This is a genomic window from Micromonospora sp. L31, from assembly GCF_052068075.1.
In the GTDB taxonomy this organism is placed as follows: domain Bacteria; phylum Actinomycetota; class Actinomycetes; order Mycobacteriales; family Micromonosporaceae; genus Micromonospora; species Micromonospora purpureochromogenes.
On record NZ_JBQHDC010000011.1, the window covers coordinates 99,842 to 123,580 of the forward strand.

Annotated in this window: 28 protein-coding genes and 1 pseudogene; 16 read left to right on the top strand and 13 right to left on the bottom strand. The window is 72.6% G+C overall.

The window, feature by feature from the left end:
• Positions 1-19: 19 nt before the first annotated feature.
• Positions 20-1,366, bottom strand: coding sequence for a M16 family metallopeptidase (locus ACTMS9_RS25515; protein WP_441142796.1), 1,347 nt, complete (start codon positions 1,364-1,366; stop codon positions 20-22).
• Positions 1,363-2,655, bottom strand: coding sequence for a M16 family metallopeptidase (locus ACTMS9_RS25520; protein ID WP_441142798.1), 1,293 nt, complete (start codon positions 2,653-2,655; stop codon positions 1,363-1,365). The genes ACTMS9_RS25515 and ACTMS9_RS25520 overlap by 4 nt, the downstream gene beginning before the upstream one ends.
• Before the next feature lie 107 nt (positions 2,656-2,762).
• Between ACTMS9_RS25520 and ACTMS9_RS25525 the strand changes: the two genes are divergently transcribed.
• Complete coding sequence (locus tag ACTMS9_RS25525; RefSeq protein ID WP_441142800.1) at positions 2,763-3,506, top strand: phosphodiesterase; 744 nt, start codon at positions 2,763-2,765, stop codon at positions 3,504-3,506.
• Here the strand turns inward: ACTMS9_RS25525 and ACTMS9_RS25530 are convergent.
• Entirely contained in the window at positions 3,473-3,688 is a 216-nt protein-coding gene (locus ACTMS9_RS25530) for a hypothetical protein (protein ID WP_179801491.1), read from the bottom strand. The genes ACTMS9_RS25525 and ACTMS9_RS25530 overlap by 34 nt on opposite strands.
• A gap of 94 nt (positions 3,689-3,782) precedes the next feature.
• The gene (locus tag ACTMS9_RS25535) at positions 3,783-4,937 is read right to left on the bottom strand and encodes an alkaline phosphatase PhoX (protein ID WP_441142802.1); all 1,155 of its coding nucleotides are present in this window, start codon (positions 4,935-4,937) and stop codon (positions 3,783-3,785) included.
• 306 nt (positions 4,938-5,243) lie between these two features.
• On the opposite strand from ACTMS9_RS25535, the gene ACTMS9_RS25540 reads away from it, so the two are divergent.
• The 3 genes from ACTMS9_RS25540 (at position 5,244) to ACTMS9_RS25550 (ending at position 6,890) form a co-directional block, all read left to right on the top strand.
• Positions 5,244-6,338 (top strand): 3-deoxy-7-phosphoheptulonate synthase, encoded by a 1,095-nt coding sequence (locus ACTMS9_RS25540; protein WP_441142804.1) that lies wholly within the window; start codon positions 5,244-5,246, stop codon positions 6,336-6,338.
• Positions 6,339-6,406: 68 nt separating this feature from the next.
• Entirely contained in the window at positions 6,407-6,631 is a 225-nt protein-coding gene (locus tag ACTMS9_RS25545) for a hypothetical protein (protein ID WP_334571487.1), read from the top strand.
• Between the two features lie 46 nt (positions 6,632-6,677).
• The gene (locus ACTMS9_RS25550) at positions 6,678-6,890 is read left to right on the top strand and encodes a hypothetical protein (RefSeq protein WP_441166200.1); all 213 of its coding nucleotides are present in this window, start codon (positions 6,678-6,680) and stop codon (positions 6,888-6,890) included.
• 53 nt (positions 6,891-6,943) lie between these two features.
• On the opposite strand, the gene ACTMS9_RS25555 is transcribed toward ACTMS9_RS25550, so the two are convergent.
• Genes ACTMS9_RS25555 through ACTMS9_RS25565 form a run of 3 tightly spaced genes read right to left on the bottom strand, consistent with a single transcriptional unit; the run spans position 6,944 to position 8,160 of the window.
• Positions 6,944-7,486, bottom strand: a complete 543-nt coding sequence (locus ACTMS9_RS25555; RefSeq protein ID WP_441142809.1) for a DUF1360 domain-containing protein — start codon at positions 7,484-7,486, stop codon at positions 6,944-6,946.
• Positions 7,487-7,516: 30 nt separating this feature from the next.
• A complete protein-coding gene (locus tag ACTMS9_RS25560; RefSeq protein WP_350799688.1) occupies positions 7,517-7,840 on the bottom strand; it encodes a hypothetical protein in 324 nt (107 codons plus the stop codon).
• Complete coding sequence (locus ACTMS9_RS25565) at positions 7,840-8,160, bottom strand: DUF6158 family protein (protein ID WP_441166201.1); 321 nt, start codon at positions 8,158-8,160, stop codon at positions 7,840-7,842. The genes ACTMS9_RS25560 and ACTMS9_RS25565 overlap by 1 nt, the downstream gene beginning before the upstream one ends.
• A 117-nt stretch (positions 8,161-8,277) precedes the next feature.
• On the opposite strand from ACTMS9_RS25565, the gene ACTMS9_RS25570 reads away from it, so the two are divergent.
• Positions 8,278-8,682 (top strand): hypothetical protein, encoded by a 405-nt coding sequence (locus ACTMS9_RS25570; protein ID WP_441166202.1) that lies wholly within the window; start codon positions 8,278-8,280, stop codon positions 8,680-8,682.
• Between the two features lie 25 nt (positions 8,683-8,707).
• A complete protein-coding gene (locus ACTMS9_RS25575; protein ID WP_210775676.1) occupies positions 8,708-9,037 on the top strand; it encodes a DUF3817 domain-containing protein in 330 nt (109 codons plus the stop codon).
• 18 nt (positions 9,038-9,055) lie between these two features.
• Here ACTMS9_RS25575 and ACTMS9_RS25580 read toward each other — a convergent pair whose 3' ends face one another.
• Entirely contained in the window at positions 9,056-9,583 is a 528-nt protein-coding gene (locus ACTMS9_RS25580) for a DUF6232 family protein (RefSeq protein ID WP_441142816.1), read from the bottom strand.
• Positions 9,584-10,075: 492 nt separating this feature from the next.
• Between ACTMS9_RS25580 and ACTMS9_RS25585 the strand changes: the two genes are divergently transcribed.
• Positions 10,076-11,053, top strand: coding sequence for an NlpC/P60 family protein (locus ACTMS9_RS25585; protein WP_441142818.1), 978 nt, complete (start codon positions 10,076-10,078; stop codon positions 11,051-11,053).
• Between the two features lie 72 nt (positions 11,054-11,125).
• On the opposite strand, the gene ACTMS9_RS25590 is transcribed toward ACTMS9_RS25585, so the two are convergent.
• The 3 genes from ACTMS9_RS25590 to ACTMS9_RS25600 all read right to left on the bottom strand — a co-directional run bounded on the left by ACTMS9_RS25590 (position 11,126) and on the right by ACTMS9_RS25600 (position 14,429).
• On the bottom strand, positions 11,126-12,115 hold the full coding sequence (locus tag ACTMS9_RS25590) for a sigma-70 family RNA polymerase sigma factor (RefSeq protein ID WP_210775679.1): 990 nt from the start codon (positions 12,113-12,115) through the stop codon (positions 11,126-11,128).
• A gap of 452 nt (positions 12,116-12,567) precedes the next feature.
• Complete coding sequence (murQ, locus tag ACTMS9_RS25595; RefSeq protein WP_280836066.1) at positions 12,568-13,518, bottom strand: N-acetylmuramic acid 6-phosphate etherase; 951 nt, start codon at positions 13,516-13,518, stop codon at positions 12,568-12,570.
• Positions 13,515-14,429: a MurR/RpiR family transcriptional regulator gene (locus tag ACTMS9_RS25600; protein ID WP_334571474.1), complete on the bottom strand. Its 915-nt coding sequence runs from the start codon at positions 14,427-14,429 to the stop codon at positions 13,515-13,517. The genes murQ and ACTMS9_RS25600 overlap by 4 nt, the downstream gene beginning before the upstream one ends.
• 159 nt (positions 14,430-14,588) lie before the next feature.
• Between ACTMS9_RS25600 and ACTMS9_RS25605 the strand changes: the two genes are divergently transcribed.
• Positions 14,589-15,281 carry an SDR family NAD(P)-dependent oxidoreductase gene (locus ACTMS9_RS25605; RefSeq protein ID WP_441142821.1) on the top strand — a complete coding sequence of 231 codons (693 nt, stop codon included), beginning with the start codon at positions 14,589-14,591 and terminating at the stop codon, positions 15,279-15,281.
• On the opposite strand, the gene ACTMS9_RS25610 is transcribed toward ACTMS9_RS25605, so the two are convergent.
• Entirely contained in the window at positions 15,266-15,991 is a 726-nt protein-coding gene (locus ACTMS9_RS25610; protein WP_441166203.1) for a dTMP kinase, read from the bottom strand. The genes ACTMS9_RS25605 and ACTMS9_RS25610 overlap by 16 nt on opposite strands.
• Positions 15,992-16,078: 87 nt before the next feature.
• On the opposite strand from ACTMS9_RS25610, the gene ACTMS9_RS25615 reads away from it, so the two are divergent.
• The 4 genes and pseudogenes from ACTMS9_RS25615 to ACTMS9_RS25630 all read left to right on the top strand — a co-directional run bounded on the left by ACTMS9_RS25615 (position 16,079) and on the right by ACTMS9_RS25630 (position 17,945).
• Positions 16,079-16,759: a nucleotidyltransferase gene (locus ACTMS9_RS25615; RefSeq protein WP_441142825.1), complete on the top strand. Its 681-nt coding sequence runs from the start codon at positions 16,079-16,081 to the stop codon at positions 16,757-16,759.
• Complete coding sequence (locus tag ACTMS9_RS25620; protein WP_088960633.1) at positions 16,756-17,022, top strand: hypothetical protein; 267 nt, start codon at positions 16,756-16,758, stop codon at positions 17,020-17,022. Before ACTMS9_RS25615 ends, ACTMS9_RS25620 begins: the two co-directional genes overlap by 4 nt.
• Before the next feature lie 13 nt (positions 17,023-17,035).
• Positions 17,036-17,811, top strand: a pseudogene (locus tag ACTMS9_RS25625) (metallophosphoesterase family protein).
• Entirely contained in the window at positions 17,802-17,945 is a 144-nt protein-coding gene (locus tag ACTMS9_RS25630; RefSeq protein WP_165947907.1) for a GPGG-motif small membrane protein, read from the top strand. The pseudogene ACTMS9_RS25625 and the gene ACTMS9_RS25630 overlap by 10 nt, the downstream one beginning before the upstream one ends.
• Before the next feature lie 181 nt (positions 17,946-18,126).
• On the opposite strand, the gene ACTMS9_RS25635 is transcribed toward ACTMS9_RS25630, so the two are convergent.
• Positions 18,127-18,903 carry a peptidoglycan DD-metalloendopeptidase family protein gene (locus ACTMS9_RS25635; protein WP_441166204.1) on the bottom strand — a complete coding sequence of 259 codons (777 nt, stop codon included), beginning with the start codon at positions 18,901-18,903 and terminating at the stop codon, positions 18,127-18,129.
• A 261-nt stretch (positions 18,904-19,164) separates the two neighbouring features.
• Between ACTMS9_RS25635 and ACTMS9_RS25640 the strand changes: the two genes are divergently transcribed.
• From ACTMS9_RS25640 to ACTMS9_RS25655, 4 genes are all read left to right on the top strand, one after another.
• Complete coding sequence (locus ACTMS9_RS25640; RefSeq protein ID WP_238449322.1) at positions 19,165-20,505, top strand: ABC transporter substrate-binding protein; 1,341 nt, start codon at positions 19,165-19,167, stop codon at positions 20,503-20,505.
• A gap of 71 nt (positions 20,506-20,576) precedes the next feature.
• The gene (locus ACTMS9_RS25645) at positions 20,577-21,626 is read left to right on the top strand and encodes a carbohydrate ABC transporter permease (protein ID WP_280836058.1); all 1,050 of its coding nucleotides are present in this window, start codon (positions 20,577-20,579) and stop codon (positions 21,624-21,626) included.
• A 1-nt stretch (position 21,627) separates the two neighbouring features.
• Positions 21,628-22,590 (top strand): carbohydrate ABC transporter permease, encoded by a 963-nt coding sequence (locus ACTMS9_RS25650; RefSeq protein ID WP_154942333.1) that lies wholly within the window; start codon positions 21,628-21,630, stop codon positions 22,588-22,590.
• Between the two features lie 66 nt (positions 22,591-22,656).
• Positions 22,657-23,730 (top strand): LacI family DNA-binding transcriptional regulator, encoded by a 1,074-nt coding sequence (locus ACTMS9_RS25655; protein ID WP_441142831.1) that lies wholly within the window; start codon positions 22,657-22,659, stop codon positions 23,728-23,730.
• Positions 23,731-23,739: the final 9 nt, after the last annotated feature.

Sequence of the window (23,739 nt, forward strand, 5' to 3'; positions counted from 1 at the left end):
CGGACCGGATTCGCCCCGATCAGAGCGTGGCGTCCGTCACCTCGCCGAGCCCGGTCGCGATGAGTTCGTCGCGGATCACCGCCGCGTCGCCCTCCACCACCAGGGTCAGCGACTCCGGGTGCAGGTGGGCGGCGGCCGCGGCGGAGACCTCCGCCACGTCGGCGGCGAGCAGCGCCTCCCGCAGCCGGGCGTGGTAGTCGTCCGGCAGGTCGTGCACCACCAGGGTGGTCAGCGCCGACGCGATCGCCCGCGGGCTCTGCAACTCGACCGACAGCTGGCCGGCCCGCCAGGAGCTGGCCACCGCCAGCTCGTCGGCGGTCACCCCGCCGACCCGGGTACGGGTGATCTCCCCGACCGCCTCCACCAGGGCCGGCGCGGTCACCGCGTTCTGCACGCCGGAGCTGACCGCGAACCGGCCGAAGCGGCGGGACGAGGCGAAGTCGCCCCGGATGCCGTACGTGTAGCCGCGCACCTCCCGGATCAGGTGGTTGAGGCGGGAGGTGAACGCCCCGCCGAGGACCGTGCCGGCGAGCGTCATCGGCACGTGGTCCGGGTGGGCGCGGTGCGGCGACGGGTGCCCGAGCCGCAGCGTCGACTGCACCGAGCCGGGCCGGTCCACCAGGAGGATCCGCCGCCCGGTGTGCAGCGGCACCTCGATCGGGCCACCGCGATCGGCGGGGCCGCCGCCGGTGCCGGCGAACGCCGCCGCGGCGAGCGCGTCCAGGTCGAGGCGGTCCAGGTCGCCGGCGACGATCAGCGTGCCGGGCCGCAGGAACCACTCCGAGTGGAAGACGGTGACGTCCTCGACGTCCAGCGCGGCCACCGAGTCCGGGTCGCCGTACATCGGGCGGCCCCACCGGTTGTCGGCGCCGAAGAGGTCGGCGCGGAGCGCCGCGTCGGCGCGCGGGCCGGGGTTGGCCCAGTCCATCCGCAGCGCGGTCGCCTCGTCGTCGCGGACCCGGCGCACGTCGTCGGGGTCGAGCCGGGGCGTACGGACCGCCTCGGCGAGCAGCTCCACCGCCGCGCTCAACCGGTCCACCGGCACCTGCACGCTGACCTGGAAGGAGTCCCAGTCCAGCCCGGTCACCAGCTCGGTGCCGAGCCCCTCGACGGCGAGCGCGAAGGTGGTGGCGTCCCGCTGGGCGGTGCCCTCCTCCAACGCCTTGGCCAGCACCCCGCCGAGCCCCTCCTTGCCGACCGGCTCGCGGCCGGCCCCGGCGTCGAGCAACAGCACCGCCACGGCGAGGTTCTGCCCGGGCAGGTGCGCGGCGACCACCCGGCCGCCGGCGACCTCCCGGCGGACCACGGCGGGGAACCGGTACGGGCGGGGGGTGCCCGCGCCGGGACGGGCGGTGATCAGCGTCATGGGGTCTCCTCCGGCAGGTAGGTCAGGGTCACCCGGTCGTCGGCGCCGAGCAGCTCGGCGGCCTGCTCGGCGATCTGGTCGGCGGTCACCGCCAGCCAGGCCGGCAACCGTTCGGCGGCCTTGGCCGGGTCGCCGAACTGGGTGGCGTACCGGCCGAGGGTGTCCGCCCGGCCGTCCACCGTGGACATCTGCCGCCACCAGGCGGTGCTCAGCAGCGCCTTGGCGCGGTCCAGCTCGGCGTGGGTCACCGGCACGGTGGCCAGCTCGTCGACCACCTCGGCGACCCCGGCGGCCAGCCGCTCGGCGCCCACCCCGGTGCGGGCGGTGGCGGTGGCGATCAGCGGCGCCGGGGCGTGCGCCAGGTCGACTCCGTACGCCCCGACCAGGTCCGGCTGGGCGATCCGTTCCCCGTCCGCGAGGCGCTGGTAGAGGCGGCTGCCCCGGCCGCTGCCGAGCACCGCGGCGAGCACGGTGGCCACGTCGTACCCGGGGGTGCCGAAGGGGTGGGTGCGGTGCGCGACGTACACCCGGGGGGCGGGGACGTCGGTGGTGACGGTCTCGACGGCGGCCCGGCCGGTGGCCGTGACGGTCCGGCCGTCCGGCGCGGCCGGGATCTCCTCGCGCGCGGGGATCGCGCCGAAGTACTTGTCGGCGAGCGCGAAGACCTCGGCGGCGGAGGCGTCGCCGACGACGGTGAGCACCGCGTTGTTGGGCGCGTAGTAGGTGGTGTGGAACGCCTGGAAGGTGACCAGGTCGGCGGCGTTCAGGTCGGCCATCGAGCCGATCGTCGCGTGGTGGTACGGGTGGCCGGGCGGATACAGCAGCGGCAGCAGCCGCAGCCAGGCGTCGCCGTACGGCACGTTCTCGTAGCGCTGGCGGCGCTCGTTCTTCACCACGTCGCGCTGGTTGTCCAGCGTCTCCTGGGTGAGCGCCGGGACCAGGCCGCCCATCCGGTCGGCCTCCAGCCAGAGCGCCAGCTCCAGGTGCTCGGCCGGGACGGTCTCGAAGTAGTTCGTCCGGTCCGGGTTGGTGGTGGCGTTGAGGGAACCACCGGAGCCCTGGATGAGCTTCATGTGCTCGGTCTTGGCGACGTTGAGCGAGCCCTCGAACATCAGGTGCTCGAAGAGGTGGGCGAAACCGGTCTGCCCCGTCGGCTCGTGCCGGGAGCCCACGTCGTACCAGAGGTTGACCGCCACCGCCGGAGCGGTGCGGTCCTCGCTCACCACCACGCGCAGGCCGTTGTCCAGTCGGGTCGTCTCGATGGGCCAGGGGTAACCGCTGTCGGGCATGACCCGACGCTATCCGATCTCCCGGACGGAAAGGGGACTGCTCATCCGTCGGCGAGCCCACGCGGCGCGGCGGGCATCTACCGGGCGGCGCGGGGTACCGCAGCGGCATGCCGACCCCCTCGCAGTCCGTCGCCGCCGGCGCTTCCGTCGCCGTCGCCGGGGCCGCCGCCGTCCTGACCCGCTGGCGCGGGGCCCGCCTGCTGCACCCGACCGGCCGGTCGTTCACCGCCGAGGTGATGATCTGGGGTACGCCCGGACCGCCGACCGGCGTCGCGCTGCTCGACGAGCCGGGCCGGCACCGCGCCACCGTCCGGTTCTCCCGCGGCGTGCCCACCCCGGACGGCTGGCCGGACGTGCTGGGGCTGGCGGTCCGGCTGCACCTGGCCGACGCCCGGGCGTTCGACCTGCTGGTCAGCTCCAGCGGGGCCGCCCCGGTGCTGCGCAACATGCCGCTGCCCCGGCGGCGCTTCGCCGGGACGTACAGCTCGATCATGCCCTTCCGGGTGGGGACGCGGCGGCTCTGGCTGGCGGCGCTGGCCGACCCGGACTCCTCCGACCTGGGCCGGAGTCTGGCCGAGGTCGCCGCGGCAACCCGGGCGGATGCGCCGCGGCTGGTGCTCGCGGTCGCGTCCGCCGTCGGGCCGTGGCGGCCGTTCGGCCAGGTCACCCTCGGCGGGCAACTGGACGCCCGGACGGACGCCGCGCTGGCCTTCGACCCGGTGCGGAACCTGCCGGCGGGCCTGCGGATGGCGGGTCCGCTCGCCTGGCTGCGTGAGCAGAGCTACCGGGGGTCCCGCCGGGGCCGGGGCGCGGTCGATCAGTCGGGGGGTTCGATCGGGGTCACGGTCTGATCAGAGGTGCGGTGCTCCAGCACCGTGTCCGGGGCGGCGTTCTGGTCCTCCTCCCGGATGTCGGACTCGGTGAGGATGGCGTCGGCCTGCGCCTGCGCGTCCTCGCTGCCGACCGACGCCTCCTCGGGCAGCAGGTGGGCGCGGGACTCCACCCGTTCCTGGTCGCTCTGCTCGTGACTCATGCCGGGTCTCATACCCCGCCGGCCCGCCCGACACGCCACAAGATCGCCGTGGGTCGGTCCGGCGCGTGCGGCGCCGGACCGGCCGGGCGGAGACTCAGCGGAACGGGCCGCGCACCTCGTAGGTGATCCCGCCGGAGGAGGAGCCGGAGGTGCCGCGCTGGGACGAGAAGTAGAGCCGGCTGCCGTCCGGGGAGAACGCCGGGCCGGTGATCTCCGACGAGGACTGCCCGGTGATCCGGACGAACGGCGCGACCACCTCGTCCGGGGTGATCAGATTGATTTCCATGTTGCCGCCGTCCTCGGCGACGTAGAGGTCGCCGGAGCGGGCGCCGGTGATGTTGTCCACCCCGGTCAGCGGCGCCGTGCCGCCGGTCACCAGCGAGTCGTCGTACGCCAGCTCGATCCGCTGGTTGACCGCGTCGTACGCCCAGACCCGGTTGTCGCCCTTGGTGGTGAACCAGCAGGTGCCGTCGGCGTACCAGCAGCCCTCGCCGCCGTTGAACTTCTTCGCGCCGGAGACCTGCTGGCGGGTGGTGGTCGGCGAGCCGTCCGGGTCGGGCACCCGCGCCCAGCTCACCGGGCCGCTGGTGGCGGTGCCGGCGACCAGCACCTCCAGGGTGCCGGCGGAGAGGTCACCCCAGACCGTGGGGCGGAACCGGTAGAAGCAGCCGCTGCTCTCGTCCTCGGTCAGGTAGATCACCTTGCGGACCGGGTCGGCGGCCGCCGCCTCGTGGTTGAAGCGGCCGAGCGCGGGCCGGCGCACGGCGCTCGTCCCGCCCTGCGGGTACGTCTCGTAGACGTATCCCAGGCTGACCTCCTCGCAGGAGAGCCAGGTCCCCCACGGGGTCGCCCCACCGGCGCAGTTGCGGTTGGTGTTGGACAGGATCCGGTATGCCGAGGCGATCGTGCCGTCGGCGTTGAACCGGATCGCCGAGGCGCCGCCGGTGGTGGTGATCTCCGAGTTCGAGACGTAGATCCAGCCGGTGCCGGTGGCGAAGCAGGCGCCGCCGTCCGGGGCGTCGTGCCAGGTGTACGAGGTGCCGGCCACGACCTGCCGGGACCGGGCGACGATCCGGCTGGTGAAGCCGGCGGGCAGCTGGAGGCCGCGGGCGTCGGCGGTGCCGAGCGGCCCGTACGGGCCGACGCCCGGCTGGGCCGGGGCGGCGAGCGCGGCGCCGGACCAGAGGCTGCCGGCGAAGGCGGCGGCCCCGCCGGCAGCGGTGGCGCGCAGGACGGTACGACGGTCCATCGGTTACCTCCTGGGGATGCGAGCGGTGCCGATGAAGTTACCCGTGGTGGCATCGACGGAGGTAAACATGAGGCGAGGCTTTCCGGACGCCCCGGTGAGCCTTGCCCGTCCGGTCGGGTACGCTGGCCGACGTGACGCGCTCGTATCGATGGTTTAGGCAGCCGGCTCCGACGCCGGTGACCTCGCCATGAGCTGACGTCACCTTCGTTTTCGAGCCGGCCGGGCAGGAGCTTGAAGCTCCTGCCCTTCTGCGTACGAGCAGCCGGCTCCACCCGGGTACCGGCCCCGGGCACGGTCGGCGAAAGGATGCCCACCGTGACCACCCCGGAGACCGACGCCGTCATCGACCAACGGATCGACCGCGTCGTGCCGTTGACCACGCCCGCCCTGCTCCTGCACGACCTGCCCCTGCACGCCCCGCTCGCCTCGGCCGTGCTGGCCGGCCGACGCGCGGTCGGCCGGGTGCTGGACCGCGCCGACGACCGCCTGCTGGTGGTGGTCGGCCCCTGCTCGGTGCACGACCCGGCCGCCGCCCTGGAGTACGCCCACCTGCTGCGCGAGGCCGCCGACCGGCACGCCGAGGACCTGCTGGTGGTGATGCGGGTCTACTTCGAGAAGCCGCGTTCCACGGTGGGCTGGAAGGGCCTGATCAACGACCCGGCGCTGGACGGCTCCGGCGACGTCAACCTCGGCCTGCGGACCGCCCGGGCGCTGCTGCTCGACGTGCTCCGCCTCGGCCTGCCGGTGGGCTGCGAGTTCCTGGACCCGATCACCCCGCAGTACATCGCCGACACGGTGGCCTGGGGCGCGATCGGCGCCCGGACGGTGGAGAGCCAGGTGCACCGGCAGCTCGCCTCCGGGCTGTCCATGCCGATCGGCATGAAGAACCGCCCGGACGGCAGCATCGGCACGGCGGTGGACGCGATCCGGGCGGCCGGCGTGCCGCACGTCTTCCCCGGCATCGACGTCTCCGGCACCCCGGCGATCATGCACACCCGGGGCAACGCCGACGGGCACCTGGTGCTGCGCGGCGGCGGCGGCCGGCCGAACTACGACGCGGAGTCGGTGGCGGGCGCGCTGGACCTGCTGCGGGCCGCCGGCCTGCCCGAGCGGTTGGTGGTCGACGCCAGCCACGCCAACAGCGGCAAGGACCACCGCAACCAGCCGAAGGTCGCCGCCGACGTGGCCGCCCAGCTCGCCGCCGGGCAGCGCGGGATCGTCGGCATCATGCTGGAGAGCTTCCTGCTTGACGGCCGCCAGGACCTGGACCCGACCCGGGAGCTGACCTACGGGCGCTCGGTCACCGACGCCTGCATCGGCTGGGACACCACCGCCGAGGTCCTGGACCACCTGGCCGCCGCCGTCCGCGCCCGCCGGGCGGCCCTGCCCACCCCCGCCTGAGCGGGTGTCGGGAGACCCGACAGCCTCTGCACGGGTTTGGGCGATTCGGGTGGGGGTAGCTGGGCGGAGTGACCGATGACGCACCGGTGACCGACGAGGTCGACACCCGGCAGCTCGACGAGCTGCTCGACGACATCTACCACGGCCAGGAGCGGATCAGCCAGGCGGACATCTACCGCCGGGCGGTCGCCGCGGAACTGCCGCCGACGCTGCTCTCCCGGATCGCCGCGCTCCCGCAGGGCGAGTACGCGGCGGACGAGGTGGCCGACCTGCTGGGCGGTTCGGTGGCCTGAGCGCGCGGCGCACGGGGGTGGACGAGGACGACGAGAGGACGACGGCATGACGCACCACGAGGGGCACGAGCACGAGTCCGTGCCGGCGCTCGGCCAGCCCCCGGAGGGCCGGGACGCCACCCCCGAGCCGGACTTCGCCAACGAGCACGACCGCACCGCGGTCGACCGCGACGTGATCACCGACGAGGACGCCGACGAGCGTGAGCCGGAGGCCTCGCGCGGCTGGGCCGGCGAGGACCATGGCACCACCCCGACCTGAGCGGGACGACGCGAAAGAGGGCCGGCACCGCCGGCCCTCTTCGCGCGTACGGGTCACTCCTCGTCGTGCTCCCCGCCCTCGGCGGCCCGCTGGGCGACGGCGTACCCCATCTGGAGGAAGTCCGAGGCGGCGACGGCGGTCAGCGCGGTGGCCACCAGCCGCGTCAGCCGGGGCGCGAGCACCAGGCCGCCGGTGAGGCCGGTGGCGACCCAGACGGCCAGGCAGAACGGGCAGCTCAGCAGCTCGCCGATGGCGTGCCGGGTCGAGCTGCCCCGGTCGCGGACGTGTTCCATCACCTCGCCGCTGCCGGTCGGGTGATCGTAACGGGTGAACGGGGCCCGCAACGGGCTGGTGATCGCGTCCTTGGAGAGCAACCGGCTGAGCTTGTGCGTGGCGATGGAGAGCAGCACCACGTCGGCCGGGGCGGGACGGTCGGGCACCGGCCGGCCGGTCGCCCGGACCAGGCCGGCCAGGGACGCGGTGACGGTGGCGTACGTGCCCATCGCGGCCAGGTAACCGCCCAGCGGCCGGTGCTCGTGCGGCGCGTACGCCTGGCGCAGCCGCGCCACCTTCTGCTTCAGCCCGCCCTGGGTCACCACGTCTCCTCGTTTCTCGTCACGTTCCGCTCATCCCGCGGTCAGGTTGTCGGCCACCTCGCGGGCGAGGTTGGTAAGGGTCTCGTCGGCCAGGCCGTCGTCCCCGCCGGTCAGGTCGAGGCGGACCCGGGACCCGCCGGCGTCGGCCGGCTCCACCTGGATCTCCGCCGACCACCCGGGGGCGGAGTCGCTGCTCCACCGGGCCCGCAGGTCGTCGGCGCTGGCCTGGGGGTGCTCCCCACCGTCGGACCGCAGCGGCTCCGGCAGCCAGGCCGAGGCCCGGTCCGGGTCGGTCGCGGTGTTGAACACCACCTCGGGCGGCGCGGACATCCCCCGCTCGGCGTGCGTGCCCATCAGGCGTCCCGCAGCCGGCTCGGATCCACCTCGCGCCCGGGGTGCCGGGCCAGGTACTCGGTCTCCAGCTCGGCGGTGCGGCGCAGGTGGTGGGCGAGCGCGGAGTCGGCCGCGTGGCGCAGCGTGTCCAGCCGGGTGCGGTGCAGGCTCTGCATCTCCCGGATCAGGTCCTCGTCGTCCAGCTCCGCCGGGTCCACCCCGAGCAGCTCTCCGTCGACGTGGCCGCCGGTGGCCGACGTGTCGCGGGCGTGGTCGCCGTCCCACTCCGTCATCCGCTGCTCCGGGCTGACGTCACCGGACTGGCGTACTGATTCGGTCATGTCGCCCCCTCGGGCTCGTTCGGGCTGGCAGCTAAACGGATGCCCAGCCGGGGTGTCACCAAACCCTCCTACGACACCGCGTCGGAGACGCCCGGCCGTCCCGGTACGCTCAATGCCATGAAACGGCTCTGGACACCGGCGTGGATCGCCCGCCACGTGGCCATGGTCGTGCTGGTCGTCGGGTTCCTGGCGCTGGGCTGGTGGCAGATCAGCCGGGCGGCCTCGGGCAACACGCTGAGCTGGGCGTACGCCGTGGAGTGGCCGATCTTCGCCGGCTTCGTGGTCTTCGTCTGGTGGCGTGAGGTCCGGCACACGCTGCGCGGCCCGGCCGCTGCGGCGCAGGAGACGGCCGGTGGCGCCGCGCCGGATCCGGGCGCCCCGGGGGTACGCCGCCCGGTGCGGGTGGCCCGGGTGCCGGCCGCGGTCGACGCCCCGGACGACGCGGACCTGACCGAGTACAACCGCTACCTGACATGGTTGAACGCCAATCCGGGCGCGAGGCCCGGTGACTATCCCGGCTGAGGCCGGTGCGGAAGGACGGACGACGGTGGGCGGAGCCCTTACCCGGTACCGCGTGATCGCCTGGATCGTGGGCGTGGCGCTGGCCGTGCTGGTGCTGATCGGCATGCCGCTGAAGTACGCGTTCGACGAGCCGATCGTGGTGGCGGTCGTCGGCACCGCGCACGGCTGGCTCTACATGCTGTACCTGGCCGCCACCTTCGACCTGGGCCGCCGGGTGAACTGGCCGCTCAAGCGGATGCTGCTGGTGATGCTCGCCGGCACGGTGCCGTTCGTGTCGTTCGTCGCCGAGCGCAGGGTCACCCGGGATCTCGCCGCCCGGCAGCCGCAGGCCCCGGAGCCGGTCGCCGCGCGCTAGGCCCGTGCGGGCGGCGACCTAGGCCCGTCGGGGCTGCGGTCGCCAGTAGCCGGCCGCGGCGGCCGGGTCCTCCGCGTCGGGATACGGGTGCAGTTCCCGGGCCTGGTTCAACGCCCGGCTGACCTGCCCGAACTGCCGCTCGTCGTCGCTGCTGAACAGCAGCACCTCGACGCCGCCGCAGTGCCCCCACAGCTCGTACGCCGGCGGCCGCCAGCGGTCGCCGGCCAGCGCCAGCAGCACCGGCAGCAGGAACACCACCCCGAGGGTCAGGTACGCCCCGGCGGTGAGCCGTTGCAGCCCACCGGTGAAGCCGAGCAGCACGCCGACGCCGGTGATCAGGGTGGCGGTCACCGCGACGGCGCGCACGGCCAGCCGGTCGTGCGGCCCGCGCCCCACCCGCAGGTGGGTGAGGTCGGCGACGGCGAAGGTGTTCCGACCGACGGTGAACCGTTCGGTGGTCACCACGATCCCCGGGCGCGCGTAGAGCAGGGTCGTCCCGCGCGACGAGCGCGGCGGGCGGGTGGCGGAGCGGTCTGCCTGCTGCACGGCATCCTCCCAGGGGCCGGCGGCGTCGGCTCTCCCACCGCCCCGTGCCTGCTCACGGCGGGATTCCCGGCACCGGGTTCCATTCTGTTGCCCGCCCGCCAGCCGTGCCGGTCGGATTCCCGCCTCCGCCGCGCCCGGCCGATCAGGGCCGCCCGCATCTGGCGTCCATTTCGGGTTTGTCCGGCGGTCGTCGCTCACGTGCCACGACATCCGCCCAGAACGACGAATCCGGCGCAAGCGACCAAGAGCGACGAAGCACCCGCGACATGCCGCACGCCACGGCACAACGGCGTCAGGGGATGTCACGCTGCGCAGCGGCCTTTCCTGCCCCTTTGCCAACTTTCGCCCCGGCTTCCTCTGCGCGTCACTCCCGTCCCGGGTTACGTTGGGCGGGCCGGCGCGGTCGGCCGCCATCCGTCCGGATGGCCCCGAGCCGGTGCCGTCGGGGGCGTCAGCATCCCCCGAGGGCCCGTGGAGAGGAGCCTTCCGCTCTTGTCGTCCTTACGGATGCTGGTGCGAACGCTCACGGTCGCCGGCCTCACGGCCGCGCTGATCGCCCCGTCGTCGGTGGCTCGGGCCGAGCCGTCGGTGGCCGAGCTGACCGCACGGATCGAAAAGTCCTCGACCGAGCTGGAACGGGTCGTCGAGTCCTACAACAAGCTCAACGAGGAGATCAAGGCCAACAAGAAGACCGCGGCCGCGCTGCACGCGCGGATCGGCCCGCTGGAGGAGCAGACCGCGCGGAGCCGGGCGGACGTCGGGCACATGGCCGTCACCGCGTACAAGACCGGCGGCCTGCGGACCGCGCAGGCGCTGCTGGAACCGGGCGGGTCCGCCTCCCTGCTGGACCGGCTCAGCACGATCGACCGGCTCACCCGGGAACGCCAGGACCGCATCGCCGGCTTCACCACCAGCCAACGCAGGTTGGTCGACGAGAAGAACCGGCTGGACGCGACGCTGGCCCGGGAGGCCGCACAGGCGCGCAGCATCGCGAACACCAGGAAGAAGATCGAGCGCGACCTGGCCCGCCTCTACGAGCTGCGCCGGGCGGCGTACGGCCAGGCCACCGAGGCGCCGAGCCCGCGGCCGGCCGCCCGCTCCGCCCCCGACGCACCCGCCGTGGCGGGCAGCGCCGGGGTGGCCGTGCGCTACGCGTACGGGGCGATCGGCAAGCCGTACGTCTGGGGTGCCGACGGTCCCAACGGTTACGACTGTTCCGGCCTCACCTCGGCCGCCTGGCGGGCGGCGGGAAAGTCCCTGCCGCACAACACCCGGATGCAGTGGGGTGTGGTGACCCACATCGGCCGCGGTGATCTCCGCCCGGGAGACCTGGTCTTCTACAGCGGCCTGGGCCACATGGCCCTGTACGTCGGTGGCGGCCAGATCATCGACGCGCCCAGCGCCGGGCGCAACGTGCTCAAGCGGGACATGGACATCATGCCGATCCAGGGCTACGGCCGGGTCCGCTGACCCCGTCCCGGCACGGCGAACGGCCGGCGTCCCCCTACCGGACGCCGGCCGTTCGCCGTCATTACTACCAGGTCAGGCTGCCTGCAGCCCCTCGGCGCGGGCCAGCTCACGGAGCCGGCCGAGGGCCTGGATCTCCAGCTGGCGGATCCGCTCCCGGGAGAGCGAGAAGCGCGACGCGACCTCGGTGAGCGAGTGCTCCCGACCGTCCTCGAGCCCGTACCGGGCCCGCATGATGCCGGCCGACCGGTCGTCGAGGTGGTTGAGCAGACCCTCGATCCGCTGCCGCTCCAGGCCGGTGAGGACGATCTCCTCCGGCGACGGGGCGTCGCTGTCGGCGACCAGGTCGCCGAGCTTGGTGTCGCCGTCGTCGCCGACCGGGGTGTCCAGCGACACCGTGTCCTGCGACCAGCGGACCAGCTCGTTGACCCGCTCGACGGTGACGCCGAGGGCCGCCGCGATCTGCTCCGGCTCCGGGTCGCTGCCCAGCTCACGGGTGAGCTGCCGGGCCACGTTGCGCATCCGGTTGACGTCCTCGACCAGGTGCACCGGCAGTCGCACGGTCCGCTCCTGCTGGGCGATCGCCCGGCTGATGGCCTGACGGATCCACCAGGTCGCGTACGTCGAGAACTTGTAGCCGCGCTCGTAGTCGAACTTCTCCACCGCGCGGACCAGGCCGGTGTTGCCCTCCTGGATCAGATCCAGCATGGGCATCCCGGACCGGACGTAGCGGCGGGCGATCGAGACGACCAGCCGCAGGTTGGCCCGGATGAAGAGATCCTTGGCGCGCTCGCCCTCGACGACCAGGCGCTCCAGGTCGTCCCGGTCGACGCCCTCGGGGACGCGGTCCTCGGCGAGCAGGTGCTCGGCGTACAGGCCGGCCTCGATGGCCTTGGAGAGATCAACCTCCTTGGCGGCGTCCAGCAGCGGCGTCCGGGAGATCTCGTGAAGGTAGACGCCGACCAGGTCGCGCTCCTCGGCGACCTCGTCGGTCCGCATGCCGATGTTCTTGTCCACGTTGCCCACGGTCCCCTCGCTCGCGCCGGTTGCCCGGTTCCTTGCCATCCCCACGTCCATCGGCCCTCCCCCGTAACCTCCGCTGTGCCCGTCGGTGCTGACACCTACACAACAGATGAGACGTGTCGGGGATTCCATGTCGTGAGTCGAAAGTGTCACGAATGCCTGAGTATCAGCTGTAAGCCAAGTCCACGTTTGCTGTCAGCGCCCATTCGGGGCTCACCGACTCCGCACCACGAACAGGCTGGCGGATCAGGGGAAATCGACCTCCGCCCCTGGCAATCGCACCATTGCGACCCCAACGACGCAGCGACCCTCGTCACCGCCCGGCTGCGATCCTGGTCACTGCCAGATACGCGCCGGCGTACCGGTCGGTTCATCCGCTCCGGGATTGATTACCCCGCCCCCTGGACAACAATCCGGGGCGTGTGGGACGTCCCATCCGCGACGTGTTCCGCGTCTCACCCGGCCGTGGGCGGGCCGGGGGGCGGCGGAGGGGGTCAGGAGGCGAGCAGGGCGAGCGCGCCGCGCACCTGGTGCGCGCTGCGGGCCAGGGCCGCCCGGGCGGCGGACACCTCGGCCCCGGAGACCAGCGAGACCAGGGCGGTCTTGAGATCGCCGGCGGCCTCGTGCAGGGCCCGCCGGCAGATCTCCTCCGAGCAGTTGGTGGCCTCCATCAGGATGGAGATCATCCGCCCGCGCAGCTTCGCGTTGGTGGCCACCATGTCGATCATGAGGTTCGAGTAGACCCGGCCGAGGCGCACCATCACGGCCGTGGAGAAGCTGTTCAGCACCAGCTTCTGCGCGGTGCCCGCCTTCATCCGGGTCGACCCGGTGACCACCTCCGGTCCCGTGTCCACCCCGATGAACACGTCGACCGAGGAGGCGGCCTGCGCCTCCGGGTTCGCACAGAGCAGCACCGTGGCGGCGCCCTGCGCCCGGGCTGCGGCGAGCGCCCCGAGGACGTACGGGGTGCGCCCGCTGGCCGCCAGGCCGACGACCAGGTCGCCCGGTCGTACGCACTCGGCCGCCTCGGCGGCACCGCCCCGCTCGTCGTCCTCGGCGTCCTCGACGGCGCGCCACATCGCGTCCGGGCCGCCGGCCAGGTGGGCGCAGAACCAGTCCCGCGGGGAGTTGAAGGTGGGGGCCAGCTCGGCGGCGTCGAGCACCCCGAGCCGGCCGGAGGTGCCGGCGCCGAAGTAGTGCACCCGGTGCCCGCCGCGCAGGGCCGCGACGGCCAGGTCGACGGCCGCGGCGATCTCGTCGAGGACGGCCGCGACGGCGGCCGGCACCCGGCGGTCGGCGTCGTTGATGACGGTGAGCACGTCCCGGGTCGACATCAGGTCGAGGTCGGCGCTGTCCGGGTTGCGACGCTCGGTCGGCGCGCCCACCCGGACCACCGGTCGGGCCACGGTCGCCGCCTCGTCCGGCTCCACCCGACCGGCGGTCACCCGCGCCTCCGACCCGGGCCGACCCGGTGCGACTGGACCGCCTCGGCGGTCGCCTCCAGGGCCTTGCGGGCGCGCGCCCGGTTCCGCGCGGCCACCCCGACGAAGAGCACGTCGACGACGGTGAGCTGGGCGAGCCGGCTGGCCATCGCGCCGGAGCGGTAGGTCGTCTCGCGGGCCGCGGTGGTGAGCACGAAGTCGGCCACCTCGGTGATCGGCGAGCGGGGGAAGTTGGTCAGCGCGACGGTCGCGGCGCCCCGCGCCCGGGCCTGCTCCAGCACCTCGATGACGTCGGAGGTGGTGCCGGTGTGCGAGATGCCGACGGCGACGTCGCCCTTGCCGAGCAGCGCGGCGGAGGTCAGCGCGGTGTGGATGTCCGGGAAGTAGAAGGCGGTGCGGCCGATGCGGTGCAGCTTCTGCTGGAAGTCCGAGGCGACGAAGCCGCTGGCGGCGGCGCCGTAGACGTCGATGCGGCCGGCGGCGGCGATGGTGTCGACCACCCGCTCGCAGACCGCCGGGTCGAGCTGCTCGGCGGTCTCCTCGACAGCCCGGGCGTCGTTGAACGCGATGGTGGCGATGATCTGCGCCAGGTCCGCGCCGGGCGGGATGTCACCACCGACGACCCGGGCGTCCGGCGGCTCGACCCGGCGGGCGGCCTCGGCGGCGAGCCGGATCCGCAACTGGGGGTAACCGTCCATGCCGACCGACCGGCAGAACCGGATGACGGTGGCCTCGGATGTCTCCGCGGCGGTGGCGAGATCGGTGATGGTCCGCCGCGCGGCGTCGGCCGGGTCGGAGACGACCAGCCGGGCCACCCGCTGCTCGGCGGGCGACAGCGAGGGGAGCAGGCCGCTGATGTGGACGATCAGCCCACCCGGCTCGTGACTCGCAGAAATCTTCGTACTCTTCGCCACGGATGAAACTTACTTTCATAAACGGTGGCCCGTCAACCATCACCGCGCGTATCCGACAACAAGTATCCCCCGCGCGCGTCACGTTCCGGCAGCGTATGCGGTCACCACAGCATCACGCTCCCGTCCGCCGCGGTCGAACACCACGCTACGGTGTCCCGCATGGCGGATCGCAGCGTGCTGGTCACCGGCGGAACGGGCGGGCTCGGCGGGGCGGTCACCGCCGCCTTCGTCCAGGCGGGCTGGCGGGTGGTCGTACCCCAGCGGGAGAGCGCCACCGGGGCGGGGCCGGCGGCGTCCGGCCCGGTCCGGGTGACCGCGGACCTGATGGACCCGGCGGGCGTCGAGCGGGCCGTGCGGGCCGCCGCCGACGACCCGGCAGCGCCGCTGCGCGCGGTGGTCAACCTGGTCGGCGGGTACGCCAGCGGCGGCCGGGTGCACGAGACGCCGGTCGAGGAGTTCGAGCGGATGCTCTCGATCAACCTGCGGCCCACCTACCTGGTCACCCAGGCGGCACTGCCGCACCTGATCGCGGCCGGCGGCGGCGCGGTGGTCTGCGTCTCGTCCCGGGCCGCGCTCGCGCCGTTCCCAGGGGCGGCCGGGTACGCCACCGCCAAGGCGGCCGTGCTCGCCTTCGCCAACGCGGTGGCGGTCGAGTACCGGGCCTCCGGCGTCCGCTGCAACACGGTGCTGCCCAGCGTGATCGACACCCCGGCGAACCGGGCCGCCCAGCCGGGCGCCGACCACCGCCGCTGGGTGACCCCGGCCGAGATCGCCCCGGTGATCCGCTTCCTCGCCTCGGACGACTCCGCGCCGACCAGCGGGGCGGCCGTCCCGGTCTACGGGCGGGCCTGAACCGGCGACCGCCCCGGGATCGCCGCGGCGACCGGCCGGTCGGCGGCCGACGCCTCGACAGCCGGCGGGCCGGCCTCGGGCGGTAGCCAGGCCGCCAGGTGGGCGCGGATGCGCCGCGCCACGTCCTCCGGCGCGCCACCGGCGTCGACCACCACGAAGCTCGGGTACTCGGGCAGGGTGCGGTATGCCGTGTCGGCGGCGGTCAGCCAGCCCATCGTCTCGTGGTCGTCGCCGCGCCGCTCGATCCGCCGGTACGCCTCCGCCGGGTCCACGGTGAGCAGGAAGGTGACCTGCGGGGGCGGGAAGACCCGGTAACCGACCCGGGCCAGGCGCTCCCAGCGCTGCCCGCCGTGCGCCCGGATGCTGGCGTACTGGCAGGCGGAGTAGCGGTCCATCACCGCCGTGCGGCCGGTCACCAGGCAGCTCAGCAGCGCGGCCGCGATCGCCAGCCAGCGCAGCACCGACTCCACGGCCAGCACGCCGTTGCGCCCCACCAGGCGCTGCGCGTCGGGGCGGCCGAGCCGGTTGGCGAGCCGGCCGAGCCAGCGCCGGCCGCCGGCGTTGCGGTGGTAGGTGGCGGGCCGGCCGGCCGCGGTGAGCGCGTCGGCGAGCCGGTGCGCCTGGGTCGTCTTGCCCGAGCCGTCAATGCCGATCAGGGCGACCCGGCGAAGTCGGGCCGCGCCGCCGGTCCCCCGCAATGATCTGGCCACTCTGCACAGGTTATCCGACCGGCGCTCGCCCACCGGCGGTTTGCCCGGTTGATGGCCGGGTGACCAGTCTCTGATCGCCGCCCAGGTGTGGGCGGCGGGCGGGCCGGGTACGCAACGTCATTTCCGACCGCCTGTCCACCTTCACGACGACGGGAGAACCAGATGGCCGAGCGCGGGGACGAGAGCCTGTTGCACACCCTCAAGCGGGTCGCCGCCGTGCTCAAGCAGAACGACATCCCCTTCGCCCTCGGCGGCAGCTTCGCCGTCTACGCGCACGGCGGCCACTCCAGTGAGCACGACGTGGACTTCCTGCTCCGCGAGGAGGACATCGAACGGGCGCTGGAGGCGCTGGTCGCCGAGGGCTTCAACGCCGAGCGTCCGCCGGAGGACTGGCTGGTCAAGGTCTACGACGAGGGGCGGATGGTGGACCTGATCCACCGACCGATCGAGACCCCGGTGACCGAGGAGACCTTCGCCGACACCGTGGTGCGCCCGGTGGACGCCATCCACATGCCGGTGCTGTCCGCGACCCGGCTGATGGTGCACAAGCTGCTCAGCTTCTCGCAGCACTACTGCGACTTCGCCCGCGGCCTGCCGCTGGCCCGCTCGCTGCGGGAACAGATCGACTGGGAACGGGTACGGAAGGAGACGCGGCACTCGCCGTACGCCGAGGCGTTCCTGGTGCTGCTGGACCGGCTCGACGTGGTGCCGTACGGCGGCACGCCCGTGCCGTACGCCCGCACCCCCGAGGGAGAGGAGACACCGTGACCGAGCATGGCGCCGGCCCGCCGGACGAGTACGTCGAGGCGGAGATCCACCGGCTGCTCGCCGAGGATCCGGACGTCGCCGAGCAGGGCATCACCGTGGTCCACCGGGAACGCGGTCTGGTCCTCTACGGCGAGGTGGAAACCCCGCACCGGCGGGAGGAGATCCTCCGGCGGGTCTCGGAGCGCTTCCCGGACCTGCCGATCACCAGCGACATCGGGGTGATCCGCGCGCAGGCGCCGACCCAGGTCGAGGAGCTGCCGTGAGGAGGGCCCGACGATGATCCGGATCGCCGCCGTCGGCGACGTGCACGTGGACGAGGACGTGGTCGGCCGGTTCCGCCCGGCGCTGGAGGAGCTGCCGGACTGCGCCGACGTGCTGCTGCTCGCCGGGGACCTGACCCGGCACGGCACCGAGTCCGAGGCGCGCTGCGTGGCCCGGGAGTTCGGCGGGCTCGGGGTGCCGGTGATCACCGTGCTCGGCAACCACGACCACCAGTGCGACCAGGTGCCGCAGGTCATCAAGGTGCTGGAGGGCGCCGGGATCACCGTGCTGGAGGGGACGGGCACGGTGGTGGAGTGCGCCGGCGGCCGGCTCGGCGTGGCCGGGGTCAAGGGCTTCGGCGGTGGCTTCGCCGGCCGGTGCGCCAGCGACTTCGGGGAGCCGGAGATGAAGGCCTTCGTCCGGACGACCAACGAGAGCGCCGATGCGCTGGGCAAGGCGCTGCGCGGGCTGGACTGCGACCGGCTGGTCGCGCTCACCCACTACTCCCCCGTGCCGGACACGCTCGCCGGCGAACCGCTGGAGATCTATCCGTTCCTGGGGTCGTACCAGCTGGGTCAGGCGATCGACTCGGCGCCGACCGCGCTGGCCCTGCACGGGCACGCCCACGCGGGCACCGAGCGGGGCACCACCCCCGGCGGGGTCCGCGTCCGCAACGTCGCGCACCCCGTGATCAAGCAGGCGTACAGCATCTTCCACCTGGGCGATCACCTCGAATGATCTCCCAGGTTTCCGGGATCGGAGAGACGGGTACTCAGCCGCCATGGAGCTGATTCTCTGGATTCTCGCAGTCGTACTCGTGGTCGCCGGCATCCTCGCGCTGTTCCGCCGGCAGATCCTGTGGGGCGTCGTCCTCATCGTGGTGGGCCTGCTGGTCGGCCCGGGTGGTGTCAGCATCTTCAATTGACGCTGGTTTCGCGTCACCGGACCCGCCGGGGTCGTCGCTTCCGGAATCTCCGTCCTCCCAGACCTGGAGATGCGGCAGCGACGACCCCGGCGCCGTGCGTCCGGGGTCTGTCGCGCCCGCTCTTGGGTCGGGTTTGTGCCGTCGGCCGGACGGACGCTGCTCTACGCGCTGTCCGCGCGCTTCAGCAGCGCGGGACGTTCGGGATCCAGCCGTCGTGGCCGGTGTAGACGTACGCGTCGGAGATGAACCGGCCGGAGCCGATCCGGTCCCAGATCGAGCTGGTGCCGTACGTGCCGGTGACGGTGGTGCCGGTGGTCTGGCAGTAGATGGTCACGCTGGCCCCGTCGGCGACCGAGCCGACCGCGCTGTAGCCGGTACCCGGGCCGGAGCGCACGGTCAGGTCCGCGCCGGCGGTGTTGACCGTGCCGGAGGCGGTGCCGCCGGAGCAGGCGTTGTCGCTGGAGTAGCTCTTGGTGCCCCAGTAGAGCGCCAGCGCGCCGTTGAACCGCACCTGGATGTCGTTGCCGTTGAGCCGCTGCTCGTAGTGCAGGTGCGGCCCGGTGGAGCCGCCGGTGCTGCCCACCCAGCCGATCACCTTGCCATAGCCGACGGTCTGGCCGACCGAGACGTTGAAGCCGTTGAGGTGGGCGTAGTAGGTGGTGTAGCCGCCGCCGTGGTCGATCCGGACGTACTTGCCGTAGCTGGTGCCGCCGAGGTCGGTGACCCGGTCGACGGTGCCGGGGGCGCTGGCCACCACCGGGTCGCCGAGGTCGTCGGTGCGGTTGAAGTCGATCGCGTACGCCGGGCTGTGGTCGGACCGGGTCTGCCCGGACCAGGACTGGCCGCAGGGGAACGGCACCTTGAACGTCGGCGCGGCCAGCGCGGGGGTCGCCGGGGCCACCAGGGCCACCGAGGCGAGCAGCGCGGCCGCGGCCAGGCTCCACCACCGTCTGCGCATCCAGCACCTCCAATGTTGAGATTCTTCAATCTGCTGGGCACAGCGTGGCAGAAACCTCCATCGATGGGAAGTGGCGCTTGGTGCAGGTCGCGACTACTGCGCGGGAGCGTGCCCACGGCCGCTGGGCGGGTTTCGGGATTGTTACCGGGCCGTGTCCGGCCAGGGCTGGACCGGAGGTGATGCAAGCGCTTACATGTGGAGACGACCATCGGACCGGCGCGACTTCGACTCCTCCACGCGCCGGCAAGGAAGGAGAACGGCATGGCGTTTGCCAGATCACGCCAGGCTCTCGCGATCGCCGGCGTACTGGGGCTGGCGCTCGGCGCCACCGCCTGCGGCACCGGCAACGACAAGAAGAGCAGCAACGCGGGCTCCGCGGAGTGCGCCGCATACGAGAAGTACCAGGGCCACGACGGCAAGAAGGTCACGATCTACTCGTCGATCCGGGACATCGAGGCCGACCGCCTGGAGCAGTCCTGGAAGCAGTTCGAGGACTGCACCGGCATCACGATCGACCACGAGGGCAGCGGCGAGTTCGAGGCCCAGCTGGGCGTCCGGGTCGACGGTGGCAACGCCCCCGACCTGGCCTTCATCCCCCAGCCGGGTCTGCTCAAGCGGTTCGTCGACGCGGGCAAGGTCAAGACGGTCGGCGCCGACACCAAGGCGCTGGCCGAGCAGAACTTCACCCCCGACTGGCTGAAGTACAGCACCGTCGACGGCAAGCTCTACGGCGTTCCGCTCGGCTCCAACGTCAAGTCGTACGTGTGGTACTCGCCGAAGACCTTCAAGGAGAAGGGCTGGCAGGTCCCGACCACCTGGGACGACCTGATCAAGCTCAGCGACACCATCGCGGCCAGCGGCACCAAGCCGTGGTGCGCCGGCATCGAGTCCGGTGACGCCACCGGCTGGCCGGCCACCGACTGGATCGAGGACGTCATGCTCCGGACCCAGGGTCCGGAGGTCTACGACCAGTGGACCACCCACGGCATCCCGTTCAACGACCCGAAGGTCGCCGACGCGGTGAACAAGGCCGGCACCATCCTCAAGAACGAGAAGTACGTCAACGGCGGCTTCGGCGGGGTGAAGAGCATCGCCACCACCTCCTTCCAGGAGGCGGGCGTCCCGATCACCACCGGCAAGTGCGCGCTGCACCGCCAGGCGTCCTTCTACGCCAACCAGTGGCCGCAGGGCACCAAGGTGGCCGAGGACGGCGACGTCTTCGCCTTCTACTTCCCGGCCATCGACCCGGCCAAGGGCAAGCCGGTGCTGGGTGCCGGCGAGTTCGTCGCGGGCTTCGCCGACCGTCCCGAGGTCCAGGCGGTGCAGACCTACCTGGCCTCCGGCGAGTACGTCAACAGCCGCGCCAAGATCGGCGACTGGCTGTCGGCGAACAAGAAGCTCGACCTGGCCAACGTGCCGAACCCGGTGGACAAGCTCTCCGTCGGCATCCTCCAGGACCCGAAGACCGTCTTCCGCTTCGACGGCTCGGACCTGATGCCGGCCGCGGTCGGCGCGGGCACCTTCTGGAAGGGCATGGTCGACTGGGTGAACGGCAAGGACACCGCGACCGTCCTCAACGGCATCGAGGGCAGCTGGAAGTGATCTGAGTTGGTGGCCCGGTCCGCGTCGCGGACCGGGCCACCACCGCAAACCGAGCCCTTGAAGGAGGGTCGATGGAGTTCGACTTCGCGGAGGAACAGCCGAAGTTCCTCATGCTGATGTACGGGCTGATCGCTTTCGTCGCGGTGGTGGGCGGTCTGCTCCTGCTCCTCGACGTGGTGCCGGCCTGGTTCGCCCGCCGTCGGGAGCAGAAGCTGGTCGCCGCAGCGGCGAGCGGCGGTCCACTGCCCCGCCGGCTGAAGCCGCGGGAGGGGCTGTTCGCCCTGTTCTTCCTGCTGCCGACGCTGCTGCTGCTCGCCATCGGGCTGGTGGTGCCGGCGATCCGGACCACGCTGCTCTCCTTCATGGACGCCGGCAGCAACGACTGGGTGGGCCTGCGCAACTACGGCTGGATGTTCTCCGAGGACTCGATCGTCCGGGTCCTGCTCAACACCCTGGTCTGGGTGCTGCTGGTCCCGCTGGTGGCCACCTCGTTCGGCCTGCTCTACGCGGTGATGGTGGACAAGGCCAGGTTCGAGGCGGTCGCCAAGTCGCTGATCTTCCTGCCGATGGCGATCTCGTTCGTCGGCGCCAGCATCATCTGGAAGTTCGTCTACGCCTACCGCGGCGACGGCCAGGAGCAGATCGGCCTGCTGAACCAGATCGTGGTCAGCCTCGGCGGCGAGCCGAAGCAGTGGCTGCTGGAGTCGCCGCTGAACACGCTGCTGCTGATCGTGATCATGGTATGGATCCAGGCCGGTTTCGCCATGGTGGTGCTCTCCGCCGCGATCAAGGCGATCCCGGCGGACATCGTGGAGGCCGCCCGCCTCGACGGGGTCACCCCCTGGCAGATGTTCTGGCAGATCACCATGCCGAGCATCCGGCCCGCGCTGATCGTCGTGGTGGTGACGCTGTCGATCGCCACGCTCAAGGTCTTCGACATCGTCCGGACCGCGACCAACGGCAACTACGACACCAGCGTGATCGCCAACGAGATGTACAACCAGGCGTTCCGGTACGGCCAGAACGGGCAGGGCTCGGCGCTGGCCGTCTTCCTGTTCATCCTGGTGGTCCCGATCGTGATCTACCAGATCCGCAACCTGCGTCAGCAGCGGGAGGGCTGAGATGAGCACCGCCACGCCCACGGTCCCGGCCGGCACCCAGGCCACCGGGAAGACCACCACCGCCGGACGCGTCCGCAAGCGGCTGAACAGCCGTACGGCCACGCTGATCTCGATCGTCATCGCGCTGCTCTGGACGATCCCGACCTTCGGCCTCTTCGTGTCCTCGTTCCGGCCGGAGGACGAGATCAAGAGCACGGGCTGGTGGACGTTCTTCACCAACCCGCAGTTCACCCTGGAGAACTACCAGGAGGTGCTCTTCGGCAGCTCGTCCTCCTCGGGTCAGCTCGCCAGCTACTTCATCAACTCGCTGGCCATCACCATCCCCTCGGTGCTGTTCCCGCTCGCCTTCGCCTCGCTCGCCGCGTACGCGCTGGCCTGGATCAACTTCAAGGGCCGGGACTGGCTCTACATCGCGATCTTCGCGTTGCAGATCGTCCCGCTGCAGATGGCGCTGGTGCCGCTGCTGAAGTTCTTCTCCACCGGCGTCACCGTCGCCGGCGTCACCCTGATGCCGGCCTGGGACCTGGTGGACGAGCAGAAGTTCGCCCAGGTGTGGTTCGCCCACACCTGCTTCGCGCTCCCCTTCGCGGTGTTCCTGCTGCACAACTTCATCTCGCAGCTGCCCAGGGACCTGATGGAGGCGGCCCGGGTCGACGGGGCCACCCACCCCAAGATCTTCCGCACCATCGTCCTGCCGCTGATCACCCCGGCCCTGGCGGCCTTCGGCATCTTCCAGTTCCTCTGGGTCTGGAACGACCTGCTGGTCGCGCTGATCTTCGCCGGGGGCGGCAACGAGACCGCCCCGCTGACCGTCCGGCTCGCCGAGATGGCCGGCACCCGGGGCAACGAGTGGCAGCGGCTGACGGCGGGCGCGTTCGTCTCGATCGTTGTACCGCTGATCGTGTTCCTGTCCCTGCAGCGCTACTTCGTCCGCGGCCTGCTCGCCGGCAGCGTCAAGGGCTGAGGCCTCGTACCGCCGCCGCCCGCCGGGCGGGCGGCGGCGGTGACGGGCGCGGAGCGGGGGAACACCATGACGAAGATTGATGACGTCGCCCGACTCGCCGGGGTCTCGACCGCCACCGTCTCCCGGGCCCTGCGCGGCCTGCCGACGGTGTCGGCCGCGACGCGCCGCCGGGTGCTCGCCGCCGCCGAGCAGCTCCAGTACGCCGTCTCGCCGAGCGCCTCGCGGCTGGCCGGTGGCCGGACCGGGACGGTGGCCGTGGTGGTCCCCCGGATCACCCGCTGGTTCTTCGGCACCGTCGTGGAGGCGGTCGAGGAGTTCCTCCACCAGGCCGGGTACGACCTGCTCCTGTACAACCTGGGCGGCCGGGAGCAGATCCGGCAGCGGGTGCTGCGCAACGCCAACCTGCACAAGCGCGTCGACGCCATCATGCTGGTCGCCACGCCCCTGCGGCCGGCCGACCTGACCGCGCTGGGCGCGCTGGACCTGCCCGGGATCACCATCAGCTCCGGCACCGTGGTGCCCGGCTGGCCCTGCGTCCGGATCGACGACGTGGCCGCCGCCCGCACCGCCACCCGGCACCTGCTCGACCTGGGGCACCGCCGGATCGCCCACATCTCCGGCGACCCGGACGACGAGCTGGCCTTCACCACCCACCTGGACCGGCGCCGGGGCTACCGGGAGGCGCTGCGGGCGGCCGGGATCCGCCCCGACCCCAGCCTCGACGTCGAGTCGCAGTTCACCATCGACGGCGGCACCCGGGCCACCGCCGAACTGCTCTCCCGGGGCGAGCCACCGACCGCGATCTTCGCCGCCTGCGACGAGATGGCGATGGGCGCGATCACCGCGCTGCGCGACGCCGGGCTGCGGGTGCCGCAGGACGTCAGCGTGATCGGCGTCGACGACCACGACCTGGCCAGCGTGCTCGGGCTCAGCACCATCGCCCAGCCCGCCGCCGAGCAGGGCCGGCTCGCCGCCCGGCTGCTGCTCGACCCGCTCGGCACCCGCACCACCGGCCCGTACGCCGGCCGGGTCCCCGACCAGCGGGTCGGCGGCGGCCGGGACGACACGCCGACCCCCCCGGTGATCCTGCCCACTCGGCTGGTGGTGCGTGAATCGACCGCACCACCGCGGGCACACTGAACGGATTCG